The 21497-nt window shown below is 36.2% G+C and carries 21 protein-coding genes; 8 read left to right on the forward strand and 13 right to left on the reverse strand.

What is annotated here, in order from left to right; genetic code table 11:
- Positions 1-4: 4 nt before the first annotated feature.
- The 11 genes from G551_RS0108310 to G551_RS0108355 all read right to left on the reverse strand — a co-directional run bounded on the left by G551_RS0108310 (position 5) and on the right by G551_RS0108355 (position 11036).
- Entirely contained in the window at positions 5-1588 is a 1584-nt protein-coding gene (locus tag G551_RS0108310) for a SulP family inorganic anion transporter (RefSeq protein ID WP_036243560.1), read from the reverse strand.
- A gap of 99 nt (positions 1589-1687) precedes the next feature.
- The gene (locus tag G551_RS15590) at positions 1688-1990 is read right to left on the reverse strand and encodes a hypothetical protein (RefSeq protein ID WP_036243562.1); all 303 of its coding nucleotides are present in this window, start codon (positions 1988-1990) and stop codon (positions 1688-1690) included.
- Between the two features lie 58 nt (positions 1991-2048).
- Positions 2049-2273 carry an SH3 domain-containing protein gene (locus tag G551_RS16960; RefSeq protein ID WP_394359138.1) on the reverse strand — a complete coding sequence of 75 codons (225 nt, stop codon included), beginning with the start codon at positions 2271-2273 and terminating at the stop codon, positions 2049-2051.
- Positions 2225-2797 (reverse strand): tetratricopeptide repeat protein, encoded by a 573-nt coding sequence (locus tag G551_RS15595; RefSeq protein ID WP_240470476.1) that lies wholly within the window; start codon positions 2795-2797, stop codon positions 2225-2227. The genes G551_RS16960 and G551_RS15595 overlap by 49 nt, the downstream gene beginning before the upstream one ends.
- Position 2798: 1 nt before the next feature.
- On the reverse strand, positions 2799-4562 hold the full coding sequence (locus G551_RS0108325) for a BatD family protein (RefSeq protein ID WP_308426756.1): 1764 nt from the start codon (positions 4560-4562) through the stop codon (positions 2799-2801).
- Between the two features lie 5 nt (positions 4563-4567).
- Positions 4568-5428 carry a tetratricopeptide repeat protein gene (locus G551_RS0108330; RefSeq protein WP_027885141.1) on the reverse strand — a complete coding sequence of 287 codons (861 nt, stop codon included), beginning with the start codon at positions 5426-5428 and terminating at the stop codon, positions 4568-4570.
- A complete protein-coding gene (locus G551_RS0108335; RefSeq protein ID WP_027885142.1) occupies positions 5418-6467 on the reverse strand; it encodes a vWA domain-containing protein in 1050 nt (349 codons plus the stop codon). The genes G551_RS0108330 and G551_RS0108335 overlap by 11 nt, the downstream gene beginning before the upstream one ends.
- Positions 6468-7478 carry a vWA domain-containing protein gene (locus G551_RS0108340; protein WP_027885143.1) on the reverse strand — a complete coding sequence of 337 codons (1011 nt, stop codon included), beginning with the start codon at positions 7476-7478 and terminating at the stop codon, positions 6468-6470.
- Positions 7478-9112, reverse strand: a complete 1635-nt coding sequence (locus tag G551_RS0108345) for a BatD family protein (RefSeq protein ID WP_036243563.1) — start codon at positions 9110-9112, stop codon at positions 7478-7480. Before G551_RS0108345 ends, G551_RS0108340 begins: the two co-directional genes overlap by 1 nt.
- 1 nt (position 9113) lies before the next feature.
- Positions 9114-9980 (reverse strand): DUF58 domain-containing protein, encoded by an 867-nt coding sequence (locus G551_RS0108350; protein ID WP_027885145.1) that lies wholly within the window; start codon positions 9978-9980, stop codon positions 9114-9116.
- 54 nt (positions 9981-10034) lie between these two features.
- On the reverse strand, positions 10035-11036 hold the full coding sequence (locus tag G551_RS0108355) for an AAA family ATPase (protein ID WP_027885146.1): 1002 nt from the start codon (positions 11034-11036) through the stop codon (positions 10035-10037).
- A gap of 346 nt (positions 11037-11382) precedes the next feature.
- Between G551_RS0108355 and G551_RS0108360 the strand changes: the two genes are divergently transcribed.
- The 6 genes from G551_RS0108360 (at position 11383) to G551_RS0108385 (ending at position 17164) form a co-directional block, all read left to right on the forward strand.
- On the forward strand, positions 11383-12135 hold the full coding sequence (locus tag G551_RS0108360) for an SDR family NAD(P)-dependent oxidoreductase (RefSeq protein WP_027885147.1): 753 nt from the start codon (positions 11383-11385) through the stop codon (positions 12133-12135).
- A 1-nt stretch (position 12136) separates the two neighbouring features.
- Positions 12137-13270, forward strand: coding sequence for an ATP-binding protein (locus tag G551_RS0108365; protein ID WP_027885148.1), 1134 nt, complete (start codon positions 12137-12139; stop codon positions 13268-13270).
- 69 nt (positions 13271-13339) lie between these two features.
- Entirely contained in the window at positions 13340-14065 is a 726-nt protein-coding gene (locus tag G551_RS0108370) for a metallophosphoesterase family protein (RefSeq protein WP_027885149.1), read from the forward strand.
- Positions 14066-14071: 6 nt separating this feature from the next.
- A complete protein-coding gene (locus G551_RS0108375) occupies positions 14072-14623 on the forward strand; it encodes an autotransporter domain-containing protein (RefSeq protein WP_027885150.1) in 552 nt (183 codons plus the stop codon).
- 59 nt (positions 14624-14682) lie between these two features.
- Positions 14683-15267, forward strand: a complete 585-nt coding sequence (locus G551_RS0108380) for a PhnA domain-containing protein (protein ID WP_027885151.1) — start codon at positions 14683-14685, stop codon at positions 15265-15267.
- 421 nt (positions 15268-15688) lie between these two features.
- The gene (locus G551_RS0108385) at positions 15689-17164 is read left to right on the forward strand and encodes a DUF1186 domain-containing protein (protein ID WP_027885152.1); all 1476 of its coding nucleotides are present in this window, start codon (positions 15689-15691) and stop codon (positions 17162-17164) included.
- Positions 17165-17261: 97 nt separating this feature from the next.
- On the opposite strand, the gene amaB is transcribed toward G551_RS0108385, so the two are convergent.
- Positions 17262-18815 (reverse strand): L-piperidine-6-carboxylate dehydrogenase, encoded by a 1554-nt coding sequence (gene amaB, locus G551_RS0108390; protein ID WP_027885153.1) that lies wholly within the window; start codon positions 18813-18815, stop codon positions 17262-17264.
- 206 nt (positions 18816-19021) lie between these two features.
- On the opposite strand from amaB, the gene G551_RS0108395 reads away from it, so the two are divergent.
- Complete coding sequence (locus tag G551_RS0108395) at positions 19022-19537, forward strand: hypothetical protein (protein WP_027885154.1); 516 nt, start codon at positions 19022-19024, stop codon at positions 19535-19537.
- Between the two features lie 15 nt (positions 19538-19552).
- Here the strand turns inward: G551_RS0108395 and G551_RS0108400 are convergent, their stop codons facing one another.
- On the reverse strand, positions 19553-20095 hold the full coding sequence (locus tag G551_RS0108400) for a 3-hydroxyanthranilate 3,4-dioxygenase (RefSeq protein WP_027885155.1): 543 nt from the start codon (positions 20093-20095) through the stop codon (positions 19553-19555).
- Positions 20096-20323: 228 nt separating this feature from the next.
- On the opposite strand from G551_RS0108400, the gene G551_RS0108405 reads away from it, so the two are divergent.
- Positions 20324-21385, forward strand: coding sequence for an isoaspartyl peptidase/L-asparaginase family protein (locus G551_RS0108405; protein WP_027885156.1), 1062 nt, complete (start codon positions 20324-20326; stop codon positions 21383-21385).
- The last annotated feature ends 112 nt before the right edge of the window (positions 21386-21497 follow it).

The following is a 21497-nucleotide window of genomic DNA, read 5'->3' on the forward strand; positions in this document are numbered from 1 at the left end:
AGATTTAAGCAATTTGTTTTTTCTCTTTTTCAAAAAATTTCTTATAACTTTCAGGGTTTTCAAATTTCCCTTTCTTGGAGACAAAGGTAATGGTTATATTTCTTTCTTTAGCTTGAACAGAAAATTCATCTAAAATTTCAATCACATCATAATCAATAGATTTTACTTTTTGAGCATTGATTTCTAAGATCGCTCCGTTTGGTAATTGCTGAAGTTCTCTATTAATTGCTCCTTTATTTAAGAAGGTCACTTCTTCTGCTAATTCTAATTGATAGTTCTTGCTATTAGCAGCTACTTTTTCTTGATGTAAAAAATGTGAATTTTTATAACTATTCAGTAAAATTACAATAATGCCGACCGCTAAGCCCAGACCAATACCAATAAGCAAATCGGTAAAAACAATACCAAGTATGGTAACAATAAAAGGGACAAATTGAGTTAAACCTAGACTCCACATTTTCTTGAAAAGTGATGGTTTTGCCAATTTATAACCCACAACTAATAAAATAGCAGCCAAAACAGCTAGCGGAATCATATTAAGCAATACCGGAATCGTTACTACAGAAATAAGCAAAAAGAAACCATGTAAAATTGCTGAAACTTTTGTTTTTGCGCCCGATTGCACGTTTGCAGAACTTCTTACAATAACCTGCGTAATAGGTAAACCTCCGATTAATCCTGAAATAATATTACCTGTTCCTTGCGCTAGTAATTCTCGATTTGTTGGTGTTACTCGTTTTTGTGGATCTAATTTATCTGCAGCTTCTACACATAGCAATGTTTCTAAACTTGCCACAATTGCGATCGTAGCTCCGGTTAATAAAACACTGTAATTTGTGATCACGCTAAAACTAAAATTAGGAAATGTAAATTGCGAAGTAAAATCATCAAAACTTTCCGGTACAGGAACATTTACTAAATGCTCTTCAGCAATACCTAAATTACTTCCTTGCATCGTTACATAATAAACAACACCCGCCACGACAGCAACTAAAGGTCCCGGAATGATCGTAAAGATTTTAGATTTTTTTGCTAAAACAAATTCCCATAACAGTAGAATTGCAAGTGAAATTAAAGTTACAATTACCGCACCTACAGAAATATAATCAAGCATATTGAAGAGTTCTGTAAAAGTATTTTCACCATCGGCTTGTAAAAATTGAAGTTCACCTTCATAATCTTTATCGTAACCAAATGCGTGCGGAATTTGTTTAAGAAAAATAATAATTCCGATACCGGCGAGCATTCCTTTAATCACAGATGAAGGAAAGTAATATCCAATGACTCCGGCTTTTAAAACACCTAATAAAATTTGTAGAACTCCGCCAATTACTACAGCCACTAAAAACTGCTCAAAACCTAAATTCGCGATCGCTCCCAAAACAATTACCGCCAAACCTGCTGCGGGACCGCTTACTCCTAACTGAGAACCACTAATAGCTCCTACCACAACGCCGCCAATAATCCCAGCAATTAATCCTGAAAAAGCCGGTGCTCCACTCGCTAATGCAATACCTAAACACAAAGGCAAGGCTACAAAAAAAACAACAATACTTGCAGGAATATCCTTATTTAAATGCTTAAACATAACTATTAAATTTTACAATGCTTAGCTATTGTATAATTTACAAAAGCAACATTGTTTAGTTTTTTTAAATGAAATTTTTATAAAATACTACTAGAACGTTTAAGCTAATTCTGGTGGAGGGGAAAGTAAATCAAAGTAAATAACCGGTAAAGGCATTACATAATAGTCACCAAATGAAGTGATATTTTCTTCTAAAATAAAAGAAGTTAGGTTAGATTCTGGAATGAGTTTAAATTGAAAATCATCACTTTTCTTTTTGCCATAACCGCGATGGTTTTCTTCTTCTTCACTATAATTATAAACATAAGAAATATCGGCATTATGCTTAATTAGCGTAACTACCGTTGGCGTTACTGTAAAAGCAATAAATAAAAAGAGAAATATAGATGCCAGTGATTTCAATAGTGTATTGTTTTAGAAAACAAGACTAAAGTAAGAAAATTATAGCTTATTATGCCCATTAGAGGACTTTTAAATCATTTTCTTTGATCCAGCCTTGTCGGCCATCGGCTAATTCAATTTTATAGAAGTTATTAAATTCATCTAACAATTTAATTTTAGTGCCTTCGTGTAGAATAAATGCGTTTGAAGAACTTGGGTTAGGTTCAGATAAAACCGTAGATTCTTCAGCAAAAACTATTGCAAACTTCTTTTCTGCTGAATATCGAATTGTAAATAAGCAAATACTACAGAAGAGATCATTACCAAAGTACTTACCACAAAAAGCGTAAAAAAGGCTCTTTTTTTGGTGGTCGTTGCAGAAAAATAATACAAGAAAAAGAACACGACTAAAATTACAGAAGCCACAACTGCCAACCAAGCCCAGCCGTTGTAACTCAATTTAGAAATAATACCGTCTACGATTTTAGAAAGACTTCCTTTAGGCAAAGTTTCAATAGCATCTAAAGTCATATTCTGTGCAAAAACCAGATTGTTTTGCGCATCTTTATGATTAGGATCGAGCAACAATGCTTTTTCGTAATTATAAACACTTGGCGCGATGTGATCTAGTTTGTAATGTGCATTTGCCAGATTGTAGTAGAGATTAGCAGAAGTCTCACCATTCGCTAAAATCTGTTCATATTTATCGATGGCATTATTATAATTACCATTTGCATAATCTTGAGAAGCTTGCTCAAACAAAGCTTCGTTATCTTGAGCAAACAAACTTGTACTTAGCAATAAAAAAACAATCAATAACTTTTTCATCTTACCACTGCTTATCTAATTCTGAAATTGTTGTTTTGGCTTTATTGTAATCTTGTTGCATCCCAACATTAGAAGTTGGCGTATAGCGAGCAAACTCACAACTTTCTAAAATACCGATAAATGCTGAAATCGTTTCTTGCTCTACGCCACGCTCTGCCAATAAAGCTTTGATCTTATCTTTGCTCATTTCTCCCGTTTTAATAGAAAGTTTCGCCTTTAAATAATTATGCAACGCGCGTTCTAAAGCTTCGTAAAACTGCTTTTGGTCGCCTAAATTTTTCTTTGCTTCAGATAAATATTTACGAGCAAGTTTATCGGCTTTTTTAGACGTATTATTGGCTGCATCTGCCAAATAGCTTTTACGTTTTTTTCCGGTAACAATCCCTATCGGAATTAATAATAACGGCATCACTACTCCTGTCCAAAAACCAACACTTTTAAAAAACGGAGAACGATCAATCGGTTTTAAATTAGCGTCTAGCTGAATATATTTAAATTGACTTGGCGCTGAAGCTACCGCTTGTTTGGTGTTTCCATCAGAAGTTGTCGAAGTTACCTGAGCCGCATTATTGATCGGGCCGTTTTCAACATTTAATAAAATCTCTTCGGAAGTAAGCGTTTTATAGGTTTCTGTTCTTGGGTCGAAATAACTAAAACTTACCGGATTTATAGGGTATTTTCCTTTTAACTGCGGAACAACCGTGTAGTTATCAGAAATGTTCCCGTACATTCCATTTAAATTGGTATTTACATTTTCTAGATGTTCCGGTTCGTAAACTTCTAAAGAAGACGGTAAATTTAACTTCGGAAGCTGAAATAATTTTAAATTCCCATTCCCCGAAACCTGAAGCTTAATTTGCAAAGATTCTGTAGCATCCAACACGTCTTTTGTATTGGTCACTTTAAAGTTGAAACTCCCAACAGCTCCCGTAAAATTAGCCGGTTTGCCTTCGCTAGGCAACGCTTTTACATCGATGGTTTGATTGTTAGAAGAAACGGTGCGTTCAATGGTTTCATATAAACGTCTTCCAAAAATATCTCGACGGTCTGAAGGTACATTTACAGGAACGGTAAGCGAAAGAGGTTCTATTTTTAACTTTCCGGTTTTCTGCGGATAAAGTACCGTTTCTCGAATCACTACATATTGGTAAGGATCGCCACGATAGAGATCTTCTTTTACGCTTAAATGTTTAATATCGATATCTTGACTCCAAAAATCGGCATACGTCGGGTTGTCTTTTGGGTACCATTGTCTAACGGTAATTTCCGGACTAAAATAGAGTTTGTATCGTACCGAAATACCTTCATTTAAATACGGGTTTCGGTTAGAAATTTCAGCTACTAAATGAATATTATCGGCCGCAATAATTTCTGGGTTTCTTCCTTCGGTTGGTGTATCGACAGCGGCGGTTACTTCAATATCGATAAAAGGTGTTTTGTAGGTTTGCCCCTCTATTTCTACTTCAGCTTGACCAATTTTAAAGTTTCCTCTTCCGTTAGGTTGTAGAAAATAACTATACTTTTTTTGAAAAGACATTCTACCATTGGTAAAACTCTGACTGATCGACTGGTTGGGACCACCAATTACCGTAAAGCCTTTAAAATCTGGCGGATTAAAATTATCTCCGTCTTGATTCATTGTAAAATCGACACGTAAACGTTCGTTAACGCCTAGCTTTTCTCGGCTGGCTTCGGCTTCAAATTTTACTTGTGCCCAACCGGAAACCGAAACAAACAACAGGATGTAAAAAATAAACTGCTTCATCTTCATTACCAATCTTTATCTGTGCTTTTAGGCTGACCTTTTGCTCTTCGAGCGTTAATTTTATCTTGAATTTCTTTTTCTTGATTCTCCATAGCTTCTAACAAATTCTTCATTTGTTGCGGCGACATTTGTCCTTTTACCGGCTGCTGGCTTTGCTCTTTTCCTTCTTTACCGCTATCTTTTTGTTGTTGCTTATCGGGTTGCGGTTTTTCTTTATCGCCCTCGCCTTCTTTTTTCTCTTGCTTATTTTCTTCGCTTCCCTGCTCTTGATTTTTGCCTTGATCGCCTTCTTGGTTATCTTTTTTATCTTGGTTTTTCTGCTGGTCTTCTTTGTTTTCTCCTTCTTCGTCTTTATTCTTTTTATTCTGCTCTTCTTGATCTTTGCTCTTATCTTGATCTTGCTGCATTTGCTCAGCTTTCTTTTTGGCGATCGCTAAATTATAACGCGTTTCTTCATCGGTCGGGTCGTTTCTTAAAGCATTTTTATAAGCTTCGACCGCTTCGCCATATTTTTCTTCTTTCATAAAAACATTTCCTTGGTTGTGAAATGCTTTGTGTTTAGTCGATTTACTTTCTGAAACTTTGGCAGATTGATTAAGTCTCGAAACCGATTCTAAGTTTTTTTCTTTATTGTGATAAACCGTCCCCAAATTATACCTTAGTTCAGCATTATCGGGATCTTTAGAGATCGCCTCGCGGTATTTGGCTTCAGCTTTTGCAAACTCGTTATTCGCCATCGCGTTTTGCGCTTCAAAAGCTAAGGTTTTAGCTTCAGTTTGTCGTTGTTTGGCTTCTTCATCTTGCGCTTTTGCCTGAAAAGCTACTGAAAAAACTAAACCTATAAGTACAATTAGTTTATGCTTCATCTTCTTTCTTTTCATTAAATAAATTCAGCCTTCTTATCCAAGAGGTTTTACGTTCTAACACCAATACATCTAAAACTATAAAAAGTATGCCAAAGCCTAAAAACCATTGAAACTGATCTTTATAATCTGCAAATTGCTGACTTTCGAATTCGGTTTTTTCAATATTGGCTAAAATGTCATTCACCTTATCGATCACTTGGCTTGTGTTATTCCCGCTAATATACTCGCCGTTGGTTTCTTCTGAAATTTGCTGAAGTGTACTTTCGTCTAACTTCGTGATCACCGTTTCACCACTACTATCTTTTTTATACGATTGCGTGACGTTATTTCTTTTGATGGGAATAGGTCCGCCTTTAGCTGAACCAACGCCGATGGTGAAAATGCGTATTCCTTTTTCGGCAGCTTGCTCTGCAATATCTTCAATATTACCACCGTGATCTTCACCATCGCTAATTAAAAATAGAACACGATTGGTTTCAGACTCATCATTGTAATAGGTTTGTGCAAGTTCGATAGCTTCGTTAATCGCCGTACCTTGGCTAGAAACCATATCGGTATTCATCGCTTGTAAAAACAACTTGGCAGAACCGTAATCGGTTGTAATTGGCAACTGCGGAAATGCCGAACCTGCATAAGCAATGATCCCTACGCGATCGCTAGTTAGATTATTAATGATCTGCGTAACCAGCTGCTTCGATTTTTCTAAACGGTTGGGTGCAATATCTTCTGCAAGCATACTTTTACTCACATCGATCGCAAAAACAATATCGACACCTTCACGTTTAACGGTTTCCATTTTAGAACCGATCTTTGGGTTAACAAGCGCCATCGTTAAAAAAGCGATCGCTAAACTCCAAAACAAAACTTTTAATATCGGTTTAAACCTCGATTTATTCGGACTTAATTTTTCTAAAGAAACCGGAGTTGCGAATTTTTGCTGGGCTTTTTTCTTCCAAATAAGTTGAAGAAAATAAATAACAATCACCACGGCAATTGCCAGTAAAAACCAAAAATATATTTTCTCTTCTAAAACTACCATTTATACAAAACTTCTAAATATTGTGTTTCTAAGTATAATTTCAATTAAAAAAAGTAAGCCGGCTAAGATGACTAACGGTCTATATTTTTCTTCGTAATTATAAAATTTAGATTCTTCTATTTCTGTTTTTTCCAGTTTATTGATCTCTTCGTAGATCTCTTCCAACTTTTCGTTATTAGTCGCTCTAAAATACTTCCCGTTGGTTTGGTTAGAGATCTGTTTCATTAAATCTTCGTCAATTTCAACCTTTGTTGGGCCGTATCTAAATTGCCCGCTGCGATCGATACCAATTGGCCCCAAAGCGGTTCCGTTAGAACCTAAACCAATAGTGTACACTTTTATGTCGTATTCTACGGCTAATTCTCCCGCAATTTTAGGATCGATGAAACCCGTATTATTCACTCCGTCAGAAAGTAAAATGATCACTTTACTTTTTGCTTTACTATCTTTTAAACGGTTTACTGAGGTTGCTAATCCCATCCCAATTGCAGTACCATTTTCTAACAAATCGCTATACTGAATATCTTCTAAGGCACTTTGCACAATGGCTTTGTCGCTAGTGATCGGGGTTTTTGTAAAACTTTCACCGGCGTAAGCCACCAAACCAATACGATCGTTTGGGCGACCTTCGATAAACTCTGCAGCTACTTCTTTTAAAGCTTCTAAACGATTAGGTTTTAAATCTCTTGCCAACATACTAGGCGAAACATCGATAGCCATTACAATATCGATCCCTTGCGTTTTTTTGGTTCTCGAAGTAACATCGACCGTTCTTGGTCTTGCCATTGCGGTAATTAATAAGGCAAGACAAAGCAACCTCAGCACAAATAGAACCGGTCTTAGTTTAGGTAAAATACCTTGTTTTATTTTGAAACCTTTGATGCTGGAAATTTTAACTTCCGGGGTTTGTAGGTTTCGCTTCCAGATATACCAAGCAATTAGTATTGGAAATAATAGAAATAACCAAAACCATTGCGGATTTTCGAAAGTGATGTTATTAAAATCGAACATTAGTTTTCTCTGTTAAATTCTATTGAATTAATAATACGATTAGCTATTTCTTCAGCGTACTCATCTCCTTTATTGTAGATAACAGTAACTTGCTCAAAACCTCCATTTTCAAAAAGATTTAGAATCAAATATTCTTTAGTTTGATCTCTATCTAATAAAGGATTTTTATAGACGGCACTTCCAAAAACTTTAATTCCCTCCTGCCCGGTTGCTGTAGTAAATTTTTCATCTTTCATGATAATATTCCTAGCTCCATTTTTTTCCATCTCATTAAGGATACCATCAACCGTTCCATTCAAATTAAAGTCTATACCAGATGGTATCGGCATTGTACTTAGCATAATGTGAAAATCCCCTAATTCTGGCCCGTAATTAAAGACTTCCATTTCTAAAGTTTGTTTACCAAAAGTCATTTTCACAGGCTCTTTAATTCTTGTTAGCACCGCTGGTGTACTTACGGTTACTGATGGAAAACCATATTCGCTTTTTACCCAATCGCCTTCTAATAGTTCTTTAGTAGGAGTACCAAGCAACTGATCTTTTACAGCATTATAGCCTTTAATGCCGATAAACGTAAAAATGCCGATAAAACCAATAGCAAATCCAAGAGCTACTGAAATGATTATCGTTCGCTTTTTCTTTTTTCTTCGTTTTTCTTCAGCGTAGGCTTCGTCTTTAAGCAATTCTTCTTCTGTAGGTTCTGGGATCGAATCTTTAATACTATTAATATCTTCTTCGATTAATTGACGGTCGGCTTTTGCTGTGAGTTTATCCATTCCGCCGCCGGCGAACTTAATTAAATCGGCTCGGCGTAGAATATCTTGCAGATCGTTTATTACCTTATGTTTAACGAGTATAGATTTATTCGCTTTTAATTCATTTAAATGTTGAATAAGCTCTTCTGTGGTACTTTCTAAAGCGCGTTCGTCTATTTTTTCATCGATATATCTTTTTACCGCTAAAGTTAAGGTTGAATAATATTCCTTCATTTCACCACGCTCCAACGCCTGACTTTCATCTAATTTTTTAAGCGTATCGATCGCTTTCTCGTAGGGCGGAATTTGCTGTTCTCTTTCAATCTTACGCTGACGCAATTTTAAGAACAACAACACTAAACCGGCTACTGCGGCAATCACCAAAATTAACCAAAGAATCCACCACGGGAACGAAGAAGGTTCTTCTATCTCGATCGTTGGTTTTATAGGAAATAAGGCTTGTTTAGTCGTATCGACCACGACCGTGGCAACTTCAACTTTAATTGAATCGGTAAATAAACTTTGGTCGTTTACGATTATTTTTTGCTTCGGAATCACATAAGAACCCGAATCCCATTGCGTTAATGCATATTCTCGCGTTAACTGCCAGGTTTTATTATCTTTTAGCCGAGTGGTATCTATTTGGTAAGCCTCGACCATTTCTAGCGGCATAAACGTTTGCCCTTCAGGAAAAACTACCGGAAAATCTTTATTGGCTTCAACTTTTATTTGATAACGAAATTGCTCACCGATCTTTAGCTGAGTCGTATCGATAGAAGATATAACTTCTTGCGCGTAAGTTTGCTGAAGAAATAGCACTGCCAATACCGCAAAAAACAAGCTTTTGCTCTTAGCTATTTTTGTTACTAACTGCTTCATTTTACCCTCTTTGTTTAAAATAACCCAACAATTTTTTCACATAACTTTCGTCGGTTCTTGTATCGATACTACCAGAACCGCTTACTCGAAAACTTTGCTGAAAATAATCTGCTCGTTCTCTAAAATATTTGGCGTAACTCGTTCTTACCGATTTAGACCCCGTATTTACCCAAATAAGCTCACCGGTTTCTTCATCTTGCATTTGCACCATTCCTACATTTGGCATTTCTTCTTCTCGCTTATCGTAAACACGAATACCGGTAACGTCGTGTTTGTTACCCATAATTTTGAGCGTATGCTGATATTCGTCGGTTAAAAAGTCGGAAAGAATAAACACAATGGCTTTTTTCTTCATCATATTCTGAAGAAATTTGAGTGCTTTCGACAAGTCTGTTTGTTTACTTTTTGGCTGAAATTCTAGTAACTCACGAATAATTCGTAACACGTGTGAACGCCCTTTTTTAGGCGGAATGTATAATTCTACCTCATCTGAAAATAGCAACAAACCAATTTTATCGTTGTTCTGTGTTGCTGAAAAAGCCAAAGTTGCAGCAATTTCGGTGATAATATCTTTTTTAAAGGTTTCGGTTGAACCAAAAAACTCGGAGCCCGAAACATCGGCTACTAACATCATGGTGAGTTCGCGCTCTTCTTCAAAAACTTTTACAAAAGGTTCGTTGTAACGCGCAGTCACATTCCAATCGATGCTTCGCACATCGTCGCCAAATTGGTATTGACGCACTTCGCTAAAGGTCATCCCACGACCTTTAAAGGTTGAATGATATTCACCACCAAACACGTGATTGCTTAACCGCCGTGTTTTAATTTCTATTTTTCGTACTTTTTTAAGGAGTTCTTTCGTGTTCATTATTCTGCATCAGATTAGATTTCAACTGAAAAAAATTAACCAGTTTTGTCTATTCTATGGCACTTCAATTTCATTTACGATCTTACCTACAATATCTTCTGAAGTAATATTTTCTGCTTCAGCTTCATAAGTAATCCCTATTCTGTGGCGTAAAATATCGAGTACTACGGCTCTTACATCTTCCGGAATTACGTAACCTCTTCTTTTAATAAACGCATAACACTTGGCGGCTGTCGCTAAGTTAATACTTCCTCTTGGTGAAGCTCCAAAAGAGATTAAAGGTTTTAAGGATTCTAATTTATATTTCTCCGGGTAACGGGTCGCAAAAATGATATCGAGAATATATTTCTCAATTTTTTCATCCATATAAACTTCACGGACGGCTTGTTGAGCAGTTAAAATTTGCTCTAACGAAACTACCGGATTCACTTTCTCGAAAGATCCTTTTAAATTGGCTCTTACGACTAATTGTTCTTCTTCTAGTTTAGGATAATCGATTACCGTTTTTAGCATAAAACGGTCAACTTGTGCTTCTGGCAATGGGTAAGTACCTTCTTGCTCGACCGGGTTTTGCGTTGCCATTACTAAGAAAGGTTTGTCTAACACAAAGGTTTGTTCACCAATGGTTACTTGCTTTTCTTGCATCGCTTCCAGTAACGCCGATTGTACTTTTGCCGGCGCACGGTTGATCTCATCTGCCAGTACGAAATTTGCAAAAATTGGTCCTTTCTTAATGCTGAAGTCATTGTCCTTCATATTATAAATCATCGTACCCACAACATCGGCAGGAAGTAAATCTGGCGTAAACTGAATTCTGCTGAAACTTCCTTTCACTGCTTTAGAAAGGGTGTTAATGGCTAAGGTTTTTGCCAAACCGGGAACACCTTCTAGTAAAATATGACCTTGCCCTAATAAACCAATAAGCAAGCGTTCGATCATGTGTTTTTGACCGATGATCACTTTGTTCATCTCATTAGTTAGCAAATCTACAAACGCACTTTCACGTTGTATTTTTTCATTTAAACCTGCAATATCTACGGATGTGTTTTCTTCCATAATTTATAACTAAAGTTAAATTCTTTCTTTTCTGTTTATAAGACTTGGCAAAGTCCCAAAATATTCATTTAATACTGTTAATATTTGGTTAAAATACCGAATGCTTCAAATATAATCGATTCGCTAAAATGAAGCAATTTTTAAGTCTTTTGTTCAAAAGACTTAACAAATGAGTTAGTGTTGCAATTTTTTTGATTTTTTTCGCTGAAGTTGGTTGCGAACTCTCTTTATAACGTAAACTATTCAGATTTAGTACTTCATGTGTTCATATCTTTAAATTAATTTAATTATGCTCGTTTTCATTCCTGTCTAAATTGAATTACTTTTAAGCAAAAAGTATATTGTAATGAATAAAACTGCCTTGATTACCGGAGCTACCAGTGGAATAGGAAAAGCTACGGCTATAGAACTTGCTAAAGAAAATTTCAATTTAATTCTCTGCGGAAGAAGACAACAACGTTTAGACGATTTAAAAACAGAACTTTCTAAAATTACAGATGTTCATACCTTAACTTTTGATGTTCGCCATAAAGATGAAGTAAAACAAGCTTTGGAATCGCTTCCGGAAGCATTTCAGCAAATCGATATTCTGATCAACAATGCAGGTAACGCTCACGGTTTAGACCCGATACAAGATGGAAGTACAGAAGATTGGGACGCGATGCTCGATATTAACGTAAAAGGCTTATTGTACGTGAGCAAGCAGATTATGCCACAGATGATCGAGCGCGGTAACGGACATATAATTAACATTGGCTCTACCGCCGGAAAAGAAGTTTACCCTAAAGGAAATGTGTATTGCGCCAGCAAACACGCTGTCGATGCGATTACACAAGGAATGCGAATAGACCTTAACGGAACCGGCGTGAAAGTTGGCGGCATTAATCCCGGATTGGTAGAAACCGAGTTTAGCGAAGTGCGTTTTAAAGGCAACTCTGAAAAAGCTACAAAAGTTTATCAAGGTTTTGAGCCGTTAAAACCGGAAGATATTGCAGACATTATCAAATTTGTGGTGACCAGACCTTACCACGTAAATATTGCCGACCTCATCGTGATGTGTACTGCGCAAGCTTCTTCAACCATCGTAGATAAAAAATGATATGATTAACAAGCGCTTGCTCATTAAAAATCTTTTAGCTCATAACGATGAGAATAGTTTTTATGACAAAAAGCGCAGGTTAAATCTTGGCGAAAAAGAAGGAAAAGCAAAGTTTCTAAAACACGTTTGTGCACTTGCCAACAGTAATCCGTTTAACAACAGCTACATTGTGGTTGGTGTTGAAGATCGTGACAATAGTATTGTTGGTGTCGATTTTTTTGATGATAGTAAAATTCAGAATCTAGTGAATGCTTATCTTAAGAATCCGCCTAATATCACTTACGAAAATATTCTTTTTCCGCATTTACCAAACGATCAAGTAGTTGGCTTAGTAATTATTAGAGCAAATCACGGACGCGTTTGTAGCCTTCGGAAAAACATTTGGAAATACTATGGCGGCGCAGTATTTTTTAGAGACGGCAGCATTAGTATGCCTAAAGATTTCGGCATCGATCTAACCGATAGAAATTCTAAAATCGTAGCTTCTATTGAAAGTCATTCACAAAACACCATTGAGTATACGCTTGATGGTGTTTTCGATTTTATGCAGAAAAACAGGGATTATCATCCTACGTATAAAGTTTTTCAAGAGTATTTTGTGGTCTGTTGGGCCGGCAAAGAAAAGGTAGTCAAAGATCAAAAATATTACAGCCGCGTTAATATTGAATTGATCAACGAGCAGGTAAAATTATTTTATTCAGATCTAGATGAAATAAGTATCTTTTTTGCTCCCGATGAATTTAAAATTATTGAATATGTGTATCTCGGTTTGTATGAAAACTACCATTATTATCCGCTGGAAGAAGTAAAAATCCGCTTCAAAAATAATATGAGTTACGAGATTGAAAGTAAGATTTTATTTGAAGCGCCACAGTTCCCAAAGAAAACTTTATATCATATTTACAACAGTAATTCAGCTTTAATAAATAAGCTTTCAAAAAATCTCACCTTAAAACCTTCCGAAGAAAAAGACATCAAGCGTTTACCAGACACCTTACTCTTATGTTACCTCAACGGTATCGAAAAAGCTCACGACAAGCTTGAAGGCGCCAAAGTATATTTAAAAAAATATCCGCAAACCTATCAACGCTTAAAAGATAACTTACGTATCTTACGAAAAGTGAGGTATAATTAAGTATTTAAATCTATGTTAATCTGAATCCCTTATGAGTAAACTTAACTTGGATGTTGTAATTTTACTCCAATGAAAAGATTTGCAATAGGAGATATTCACGGCGGACTCAAAGCGCTGCAACAAGTATTAGAACGAGCAAAAATCACCCCGCAAGATCAACTCATTTTCTTGGGCGATTATGTGGATGGGTGGAGTGATTCTGCCAACGTTATTTCATTTTTAATTGAACTTTCTCAGACACACAATTGTATTTTTATACGAGGGAACCACGACGATCTAGTTCATCATTGGTTAAAAAACGACGAACAAAACGAAAATTGGCTTAAGCACGGCGGGCAATCGAGTAAAGATGCGTATTCTCGATTAACTAACACTGAAATTGAAGAACATAAAAGTTTCTTTAGTAATCTTGAAAATTATTACATCGACCAAAGCAACAATCTTTTTGTGCACGCAGGTTTTGCTAATATTCACGGACCTCAAAATGAATATGAACCTTATATGGTTTATTGGGATCGAACCCTTTGGGAAATGGCGCTTTCTTTAGACAAAAACCTAAAACCTGACGATCTTTTTTACCCGAAGCGTTTAAAATTATTTAATGAAATTTTTATCGGTCACACACCGGTGACCAGAATTAACAAAACCAAACCGGTAAACGCCGCCAATATTTGGAATGTAGATACCGGCGCCGCTTTTAAAGGACCGCTAACGATGTTGAATGTCGACACTAAAGAAATTATACAAAGTGATCCCGTTCACGAACTTTACCCTAACGAATCTGGAAGAAATTAAATTATCATGAAAAAAGTATACCTATTATTCAGCCTTATTTTAGCTACAACATTTGCAAAAGCTCAAACTGAAGAATATCCTAAAAACGAAGTAAAACTAAATATCGCCAACACGATTGCGATAGCTTCAGTAGAATTTGGTTACGAACGTTTTATCGGTTTTAACCAATCGGTAGAAGTAAAAGGACTTATTAACGACCGCATTAATTACCATAGTGAAAGCGGCTCTAGAGATTTCAACACCAATAGCATCAAACTCGGTTACAACTACTATTTTGACCAAGAGAAAGCAGGTGCGGGCATTTACGCCAATCCTTTTGTAAAATACCGCTTTGGTGATTTTACTCAAGACCGAACAATCGAAGGGCAAACCGTTACTATCGAAACCGATATGAATACATTTATGGTTGGTCTCGGAGCCGGTTATAAATGGAACTTCGGTAACAAATTTGTGCTTGGACCATTTGTAAATATTGCACGTAATTTTAGCGAAGAAGTAAAAGAACGTTTTTCTGCGATCGAATTTAATGCGGGTTTTAATGTAGGTTATCGTTTTTAATCACTGAAATTGCTTCTGTTTCTCAAGTAAAGAATTATTTTTGCTGAAATTTTTAGAAAATGAGCGTACTTGAAAAACGATTAACAGACCGTAGTGGTAACAAATGTGAATTATGTGGTTACGAACACGACTTACAGATCTATCAGGTACCGCCAACTTCTGAAGGTACTTTAGACGATTCGATCTATGCTTGTAAGAATTGTGTAGCGCAAATCGAAGATCCAGAAAAAGTAGATCCTAATCACTGGCGTTGTTTAAACGAAAGTATGTGGAGCGAACATTTACCGGTGCAAATCGTGGCCTGGCGAATGCTGAATCGCTTACGCAGCGAAGGCTGGCCGCAGGATTTATTAGATATGATGTATCTGGATGAAGAAGCTTTAGCCTGGGCAAAATCTACCGAAGAAACCGAAGATGAAGCTGAAAAAATTATCCATAAAGACAGCAACGGAAACATTCTGGCAGATGGCGACTCGGTTGTACTTATCAAAGATTTGGATGTAAAAGGCGCAAATTTTACGGCAAAACGTGGTACTGCCGTTCATCGTATTTCACTGGTTTGGGATAATGCTGAACAAATTGAAGGTCGTGTTGAAGGACAGCAGATTGTGATCCTTACGCAATACGTAAAGAAAACTAAGTAGCCAAAAACTATTTGATTACAAACACTTTATAAATAGGAATATTTTTCGCAGTTCTAGATCAAGTACAAGTACCAAACCTCTTTCCACATAGAAAAGCAAAATCTTGAAGATTACACCTTGTAATCGAAGATGCAACAGAGTTAGAGTTAATCAAGCTCAGGATAATAATATCTCCCAAGAAACTCTTTATGTCCTGCGATTGCATTTTTTAAATTTTCATTTTTAAGGTTGAAGCTGTTAATAACAATTAAAAAAACAGAATAAGTAGGAATTACAGAATTTTTCAGTTAAAAGTGAAGAAAACATCAAATTTCATAATTTAGAAAAATAGGGTACTATATAATTCTAATATTTTTTAGCTTTCAACAATTAACCAAAAGAACTTTTATTACTTTAAGATTAAGCAAATTTTTAAAAATAAATGTTACAATATCAGCTCAGCTCATACAAAATAAGTACCGATCACGAACTCTTAGATAAAGAAAATCATATTACGTTCGAAGTACGAAAAATTTTGGAAGAAATTCAACCCGATGTTTTAAAAGGCAAAAGTCATCTATTAAAAAGACTACCAAGACTCATTAAGCAAAATCCTCGAGTTCCTGTATTTAAAAACCTATTGGCAACTTTGCATAATGAACGTGGAGAAAAAGAACAGGCTTTTAAGGCTAATCGTTGGCTCGTAAAAGAACATCCTAATTATCTTTTTGGTCGACTTAATTTAGCGGTAGAATATCTTGATACAGCACCAGAAAAAATCCCGTCAATTTTAGGAGAATCAATGGAGTTGAAAGCGCTTTACCCAAACCGAGAAGAATTTCATATTGAAGAATTTATCGCATTCAATCAAATTGCAGCTTTATATTTTTTAGCAACCAACGATTTCCCTCAAGCTCAAATACGTTTAGAAATGATGCAAGGCATTGCTCCTGAGCATCCCAAAACAAACTATTTACAGGAACGAATACAACAGTTTAAATTAACCGAACATTCGGAAAATAAAAATCCCGAGAATCAAGATAAAATGCAAGCTCATCAAGCCCCAAAATTTAATTTTCCATTACAAATGCAATGGTTGTACGAAGAAGATTACGACTTCCCTAAAAATAAAATAGCTACTATTTTACGCTTAGATCGAAAACCGCTTATAGAAGATTTAAAAAAAGTACTTCAAGACAGCATTCTCCGCTTTAATTATTTTTCAGAAGAAGACGAGATCGATTTTCTTTTATTTCCCATACACGCCATCTTTTTTTTAGAGGAATTGGAAGCCGAAGAAGCACTCCCAGAAATTTTAGAAGTATTAGCACAAAATGAAGAATATTATGAAATTATATTTGGCGATTTTATCAATGAAATCGTAAATTCTATCGTCTACAGTTTTGGAGAGCATCATCTAGACCAATTTTTTAGTTTCTTAGAACAGCCTAGTATTTACACTTTTTCCAAGTCTTACATTTCTGAAGCAATGCTTTTATTACTGAAAGAAAAACCAAACCTCGAAGAAAAAGTTCAAGCTCATTATAAAAGTCTTTTAGAAACATTGATTGAAAAGAAAGATGATAAAACTTTGGTAGATCAATTGGCTTACGGACTCATAATTTCAGACATCGTAGAATTACGGATGAACGCTTTATATCCTGAAATCAAAAAACTTTACCAACTCGATTTAGTTGCCGAAGATGTTTGCGGAACTATTGAAGAAGTAGAAGAAGATATTTTTAGCGACCCCGATCTCGATCAAAAAGATTACAGCCTTCCAAAAGGATCAATTTATAAAAAATATGAAATCTGGAAAAAAGACTACGAGGAGTTTCTTGAAAATGAGTTTAAAGACTTAGAAGATGAATTTGGCGATAACTTCTTTGATGATTTTGATGAGGATGATGATTTTTAAAAAAATCACAACACCTCCACACTAAAAAACCTCACAAGTTTTAAAAACTTGTGAGGTTTTATCTTATTTCTAACTTCTAAAATCTCAGATCTAAATACTATAAATCGAATTTGATTCCTTGTGCTAAAGGTAATTCTGTGGTGTAATTAATTGTATTGGTTTGTCTACGCATATAGACTTTCCAGGCATCAGAGCCAGATTCACGACCGCCACCGGTTTCTTTCTCACCACCAAAAGCACCACCAATTTCTGCTCCGGACGTTCCAATATTTACATTCGCAATTCCACAATCTGAACCTTCAACCGATAAGAAACGTTCGGCTTCTCGTAAATTATTCGTCATAATTGCTGAAGAAAGTCCCTGACGAACGCCGTTTTGTAATTCTAGCGCGTTACTCACATCGCCTTTGTACTTCATAATATAAAGTACCGGTGCAAAAGTTTCGTGTTGTACGATTTCAAAATGATTCTCAGCTTCAGCAATTGCAGGTTTTACATAGCAACCGCTCTCGTAACCTTCGCCCTCTAAAACGCCACCTTCTACTAAAACTTTTCCGCCTTCTTCAACCACTTTCTCTAAAGCAGCCTGGTATTTTTTTACCGCATCTTTATCGATTAACGGTCCAACGTGATTATTTTCATCTAACGGATTCCCGATCTTAATTTGCTGGTAAGCATCTACGATCGCATTTTTCACTTTATCGTAGACATCTTCGTGCACAATTAATCTTCGCGTAGAAGTACAACGCTGTCCGCAAGTTCCTACAGCGCCAAAAACCGCACCGATCACGGTATTTTTAATATTCGCATCTGGCGTAACGATAATCGCATTGTTTCCTCCTAACTCTAAAAGCGATTTCCCTAAACGGCCGGCAACTTCTTTCGCTACGGTTTTTCCCATTCGAGTAGAACCTGTTGCAGAAATTAGCGGAATTCGCTCATCTTTCGTCATCAACTCGCCTACTTTATAATCACCGGTGATCAAACAGGAAATACCTTCTGGCACTCCGTTATCAGAAAACACGCGAGCAGCGATATTTTGGCAAGCTACCGAGGTAAGCGGAGTTTTCTCTGATCCTTTCCAGATACAAGCGTCACCACAAACCCAGGCTAGAGCCGTATTCCAAGACCAAACTGCCACCGGAAAGTTAAAAGCTGAAATGATCCCAACCACGCCAAGCGGATGATACTGCTCGTACATTCTGTGTCCGGGACGTTCAGAATGCATTGTTAAACCGTGTAATTGTCGTGATAATCCTACTGCAAAATCACAGATATCGATCATCTCCTGAACTTCGCCTAAACCTTCCTGGTACGATTTTCCCATTTCGTAAGAAACCAGTTTTCCCAATGGTTCTTTCAATCGACGTAATTCGTCATTAAATTTTCTAACAATTTCACCTCGTTGTGGAGCCGGCATTGTTCGCCATTCCTTAAAGCCATTTTCTGCCGTATTGATCACTTTTTCGTAATCCTCAGGTGTGGTGGCTTTTACTTTTCCTATCAAAGCACCATCAACCGGAGAATAAGATTCGATAATTTCTCCGCCAGAAAAGAAATCTTTCCCGGTCGAAGTTCCATTGTTTATATCTTGAAGCCCTAATTCTTCTAAGGCTTTATCGATTCCAAAATCTTTTGCGATTTGACTCATTAATATAATAAATTTTAGTTTTATGGTAATTTTTAAAGTCTACTAAAAGTGAAATATGAATATTTCACAATATTTTGCCTAAAATAAAAATTTTATATCAAATAAAAGATTTCTTGATTCAAAGATATCGTTAAATAGATATATAACTTCATTTTAAATTATAACGGAATTATATATGTTTGTAATTACATAAACTTTATTTATCAATGGTAAATCATATCGAGGAGGAAGTCGAGCAATTTAAAATTGCCAAGATCGCTGAAACCGAATTAAAACTAGAACAATTTCAGAATGCCTATCAGGAAATAAATGAAAATATAGCTATAAAAATCTCTAAAAATGCAACCTTTAATTTATTTAGGGTTGTATTCATATTGCTATCTCTATTTTTATTTGCTCTCGGGGTATACTGTTTTTTCCCAGGAGAATTCATTTTATTAATGGAAGAGAATGGCGAATCATTTAATTCAGAAGAAAAAAATATTATCGTGTTAGTTTTTAAAGCTTTAAGGTATGTATTCTTTTCAACAGCTGTTGTACTATACTTTGTCTCTTACTTATTAAAACTAAATAATAGAAAAAGAAATACTATTTATTCCCTTTCTCATTTACTCGAAGAAATGATATCATTTTTAGATAAGTCTTCTAAAGATGAAAAGATTAAATACGAACAGTATCTAGATTATTTAGCAGAAAACAGACGCTCATCTTCCGCTAAATAATTGATCTTGTTGAAATTACTCCTCTTCAGCAACAAAACGTTTATCAACAGGCATTACTTCTCCGCAATGATCACACGTTCTTAACTCTTCACTTGCATAAAAGTATTTAAAATGTTTTAAGAAATCTTTTTCAATATCGTGTAACGGGAAGTAAACTTCATACAATTTATGGTTGCAATTGTCGCAGAACCACAGTAAACCATCTTTACCTTCAAGATGCGCACGTTTACGCTCGACCACCAAACCGATCGATCCTTCTTGTCTTGCCGGAGAATGCGGAACGCTCGCCGGATGCAAATACATATCTCCCGGACCTAATTTCATCGTTTTCTTTTCTCCATCTTCCTGAATATGCACTTCAATATTACCTTCTAACTGATAAAACAATTCTTCCGTTTCATTGTAATGGTAATCCTTTCTGGCATTGGGACCGGCAACGATCATCACAATATAATCACCGGCATCTTTGTATAAATTTTTATTGCCAACAGGCGGCTTTAACGTATCTCTGTTTTCTTCAACCCATTGGTGAAGATTAAATGGTTTTTGGATAGCCATAATTTTAAATTTTTAAACACTTAAAGTTACATATTTTAGCGCTATCTCTTCAGTATTCTAATTCTTTTTTGGGCGTGACCCTTTGGGTCGGGCTCTCGGCAGTCGCTTTTTTGTTTTGTCATGTCGAGCGGAGTCGAGAAACAAAACAAAAAGAGCTCCAACAAAGCCTCCATCCCTCACGCGAGGAAAACTGCAAAATTTATATCTTAGTTAAAAATTCTAGTTCTCATGAAAAAATACTTCTTCCTCTTAAGTTTTTTGGCACTCACTTTAAGTTGCGAAACTTCAACAAAAAACAATGATACTAATGCAACCAAAAAAACTTCCACAGATACGATCGCAAAGCACAAAGCTCCGTTTGGGATCGTCATTCACGGTGGCGCAGGATATATTAAAAAAGGAAATTTATCAGATTCGTTAGAGCAAGCTTACCACGATAAATTGCAAGAAGCCATCACCACCGGAAATGAAATTTTAAAAAACGGAGGTTCTGCCGTCGAAGCCGTGCAACGCACAATTAATGTGATGGAAGATTCACCTTTATTCAACTCTGGGAAAGGCGCCGTGCTTACCAACGAAGAGTTGCCGGAATTGGATGCTTCGATTATGGATGGTAAAAGCCTTAATGCCGGTGGGGTTGCCGGAATTTCAACCGTAAAAAACCCCATTAATTTAGCTTACGAAGTAATGGAAAATTCAGATCACGTATTGCTCGCTCGCGAAGGCGCTGAAGCTTTTGCGAAAACCCGAAATTTAGAGATCGTCGATCCCGAATATTTTATTACCAATAAACAACTTCAAAATATTCAGCGTATAAAAAGAGAAAGTAAAAATAAGCAAGCTACATTTTATAACTCCGATATTAACGGAACTAAATTTGGAACGGTAGGTTGTGTGGCTTTAGATAAAAACGGAAATCTTGCTGCCGGAACCTCTACCGGCGGGATGGCCAACAAAAAATGGGGACGCATTGGCGATTCGCCCATCATCGGTGCGGGAACTTATGCGAATAATAAAACCTGTGCGGTTTCGGGAACGGGTTGGGGCGAATATTATATTCGCGGCGTTGTGGCTTACGATATTTCTGCGTTGATGGAATATAAAGGTTTAAGCTTAGCTGAAGCCGTTAAAAAAGTGATTTACGAAAAACAACCCGATTTAGGCGGAAATGGTGGCATTATCGCGATCGATCATCTGGGAAACATCGCGATGGAATTCAACACTCCCGGAATGTTTAGAGCGAGTTATTTGAATGATGAATTGACCATTAAAATGTATGCAAAAGAATAAGTTTTTTAACATCAAGTGACTTAAAAATTATATTCCAAAATTTTTCTAAAATTAGGTGATCATCGGCGTGTTTTTTTCTAAGCAATTCTCTAACTTTAGAGACATACAAACT

Origin of the sequence: Mesonia mobilis DSM 19841, assembly GCF_000423405.1 — a bacterium.
Lineage (GTDB): Bacteria > Bacteroidota > Bacteroidia > Flavobacteriales > Flavobacteriaceae > Mesonia > Mesonia mobilis.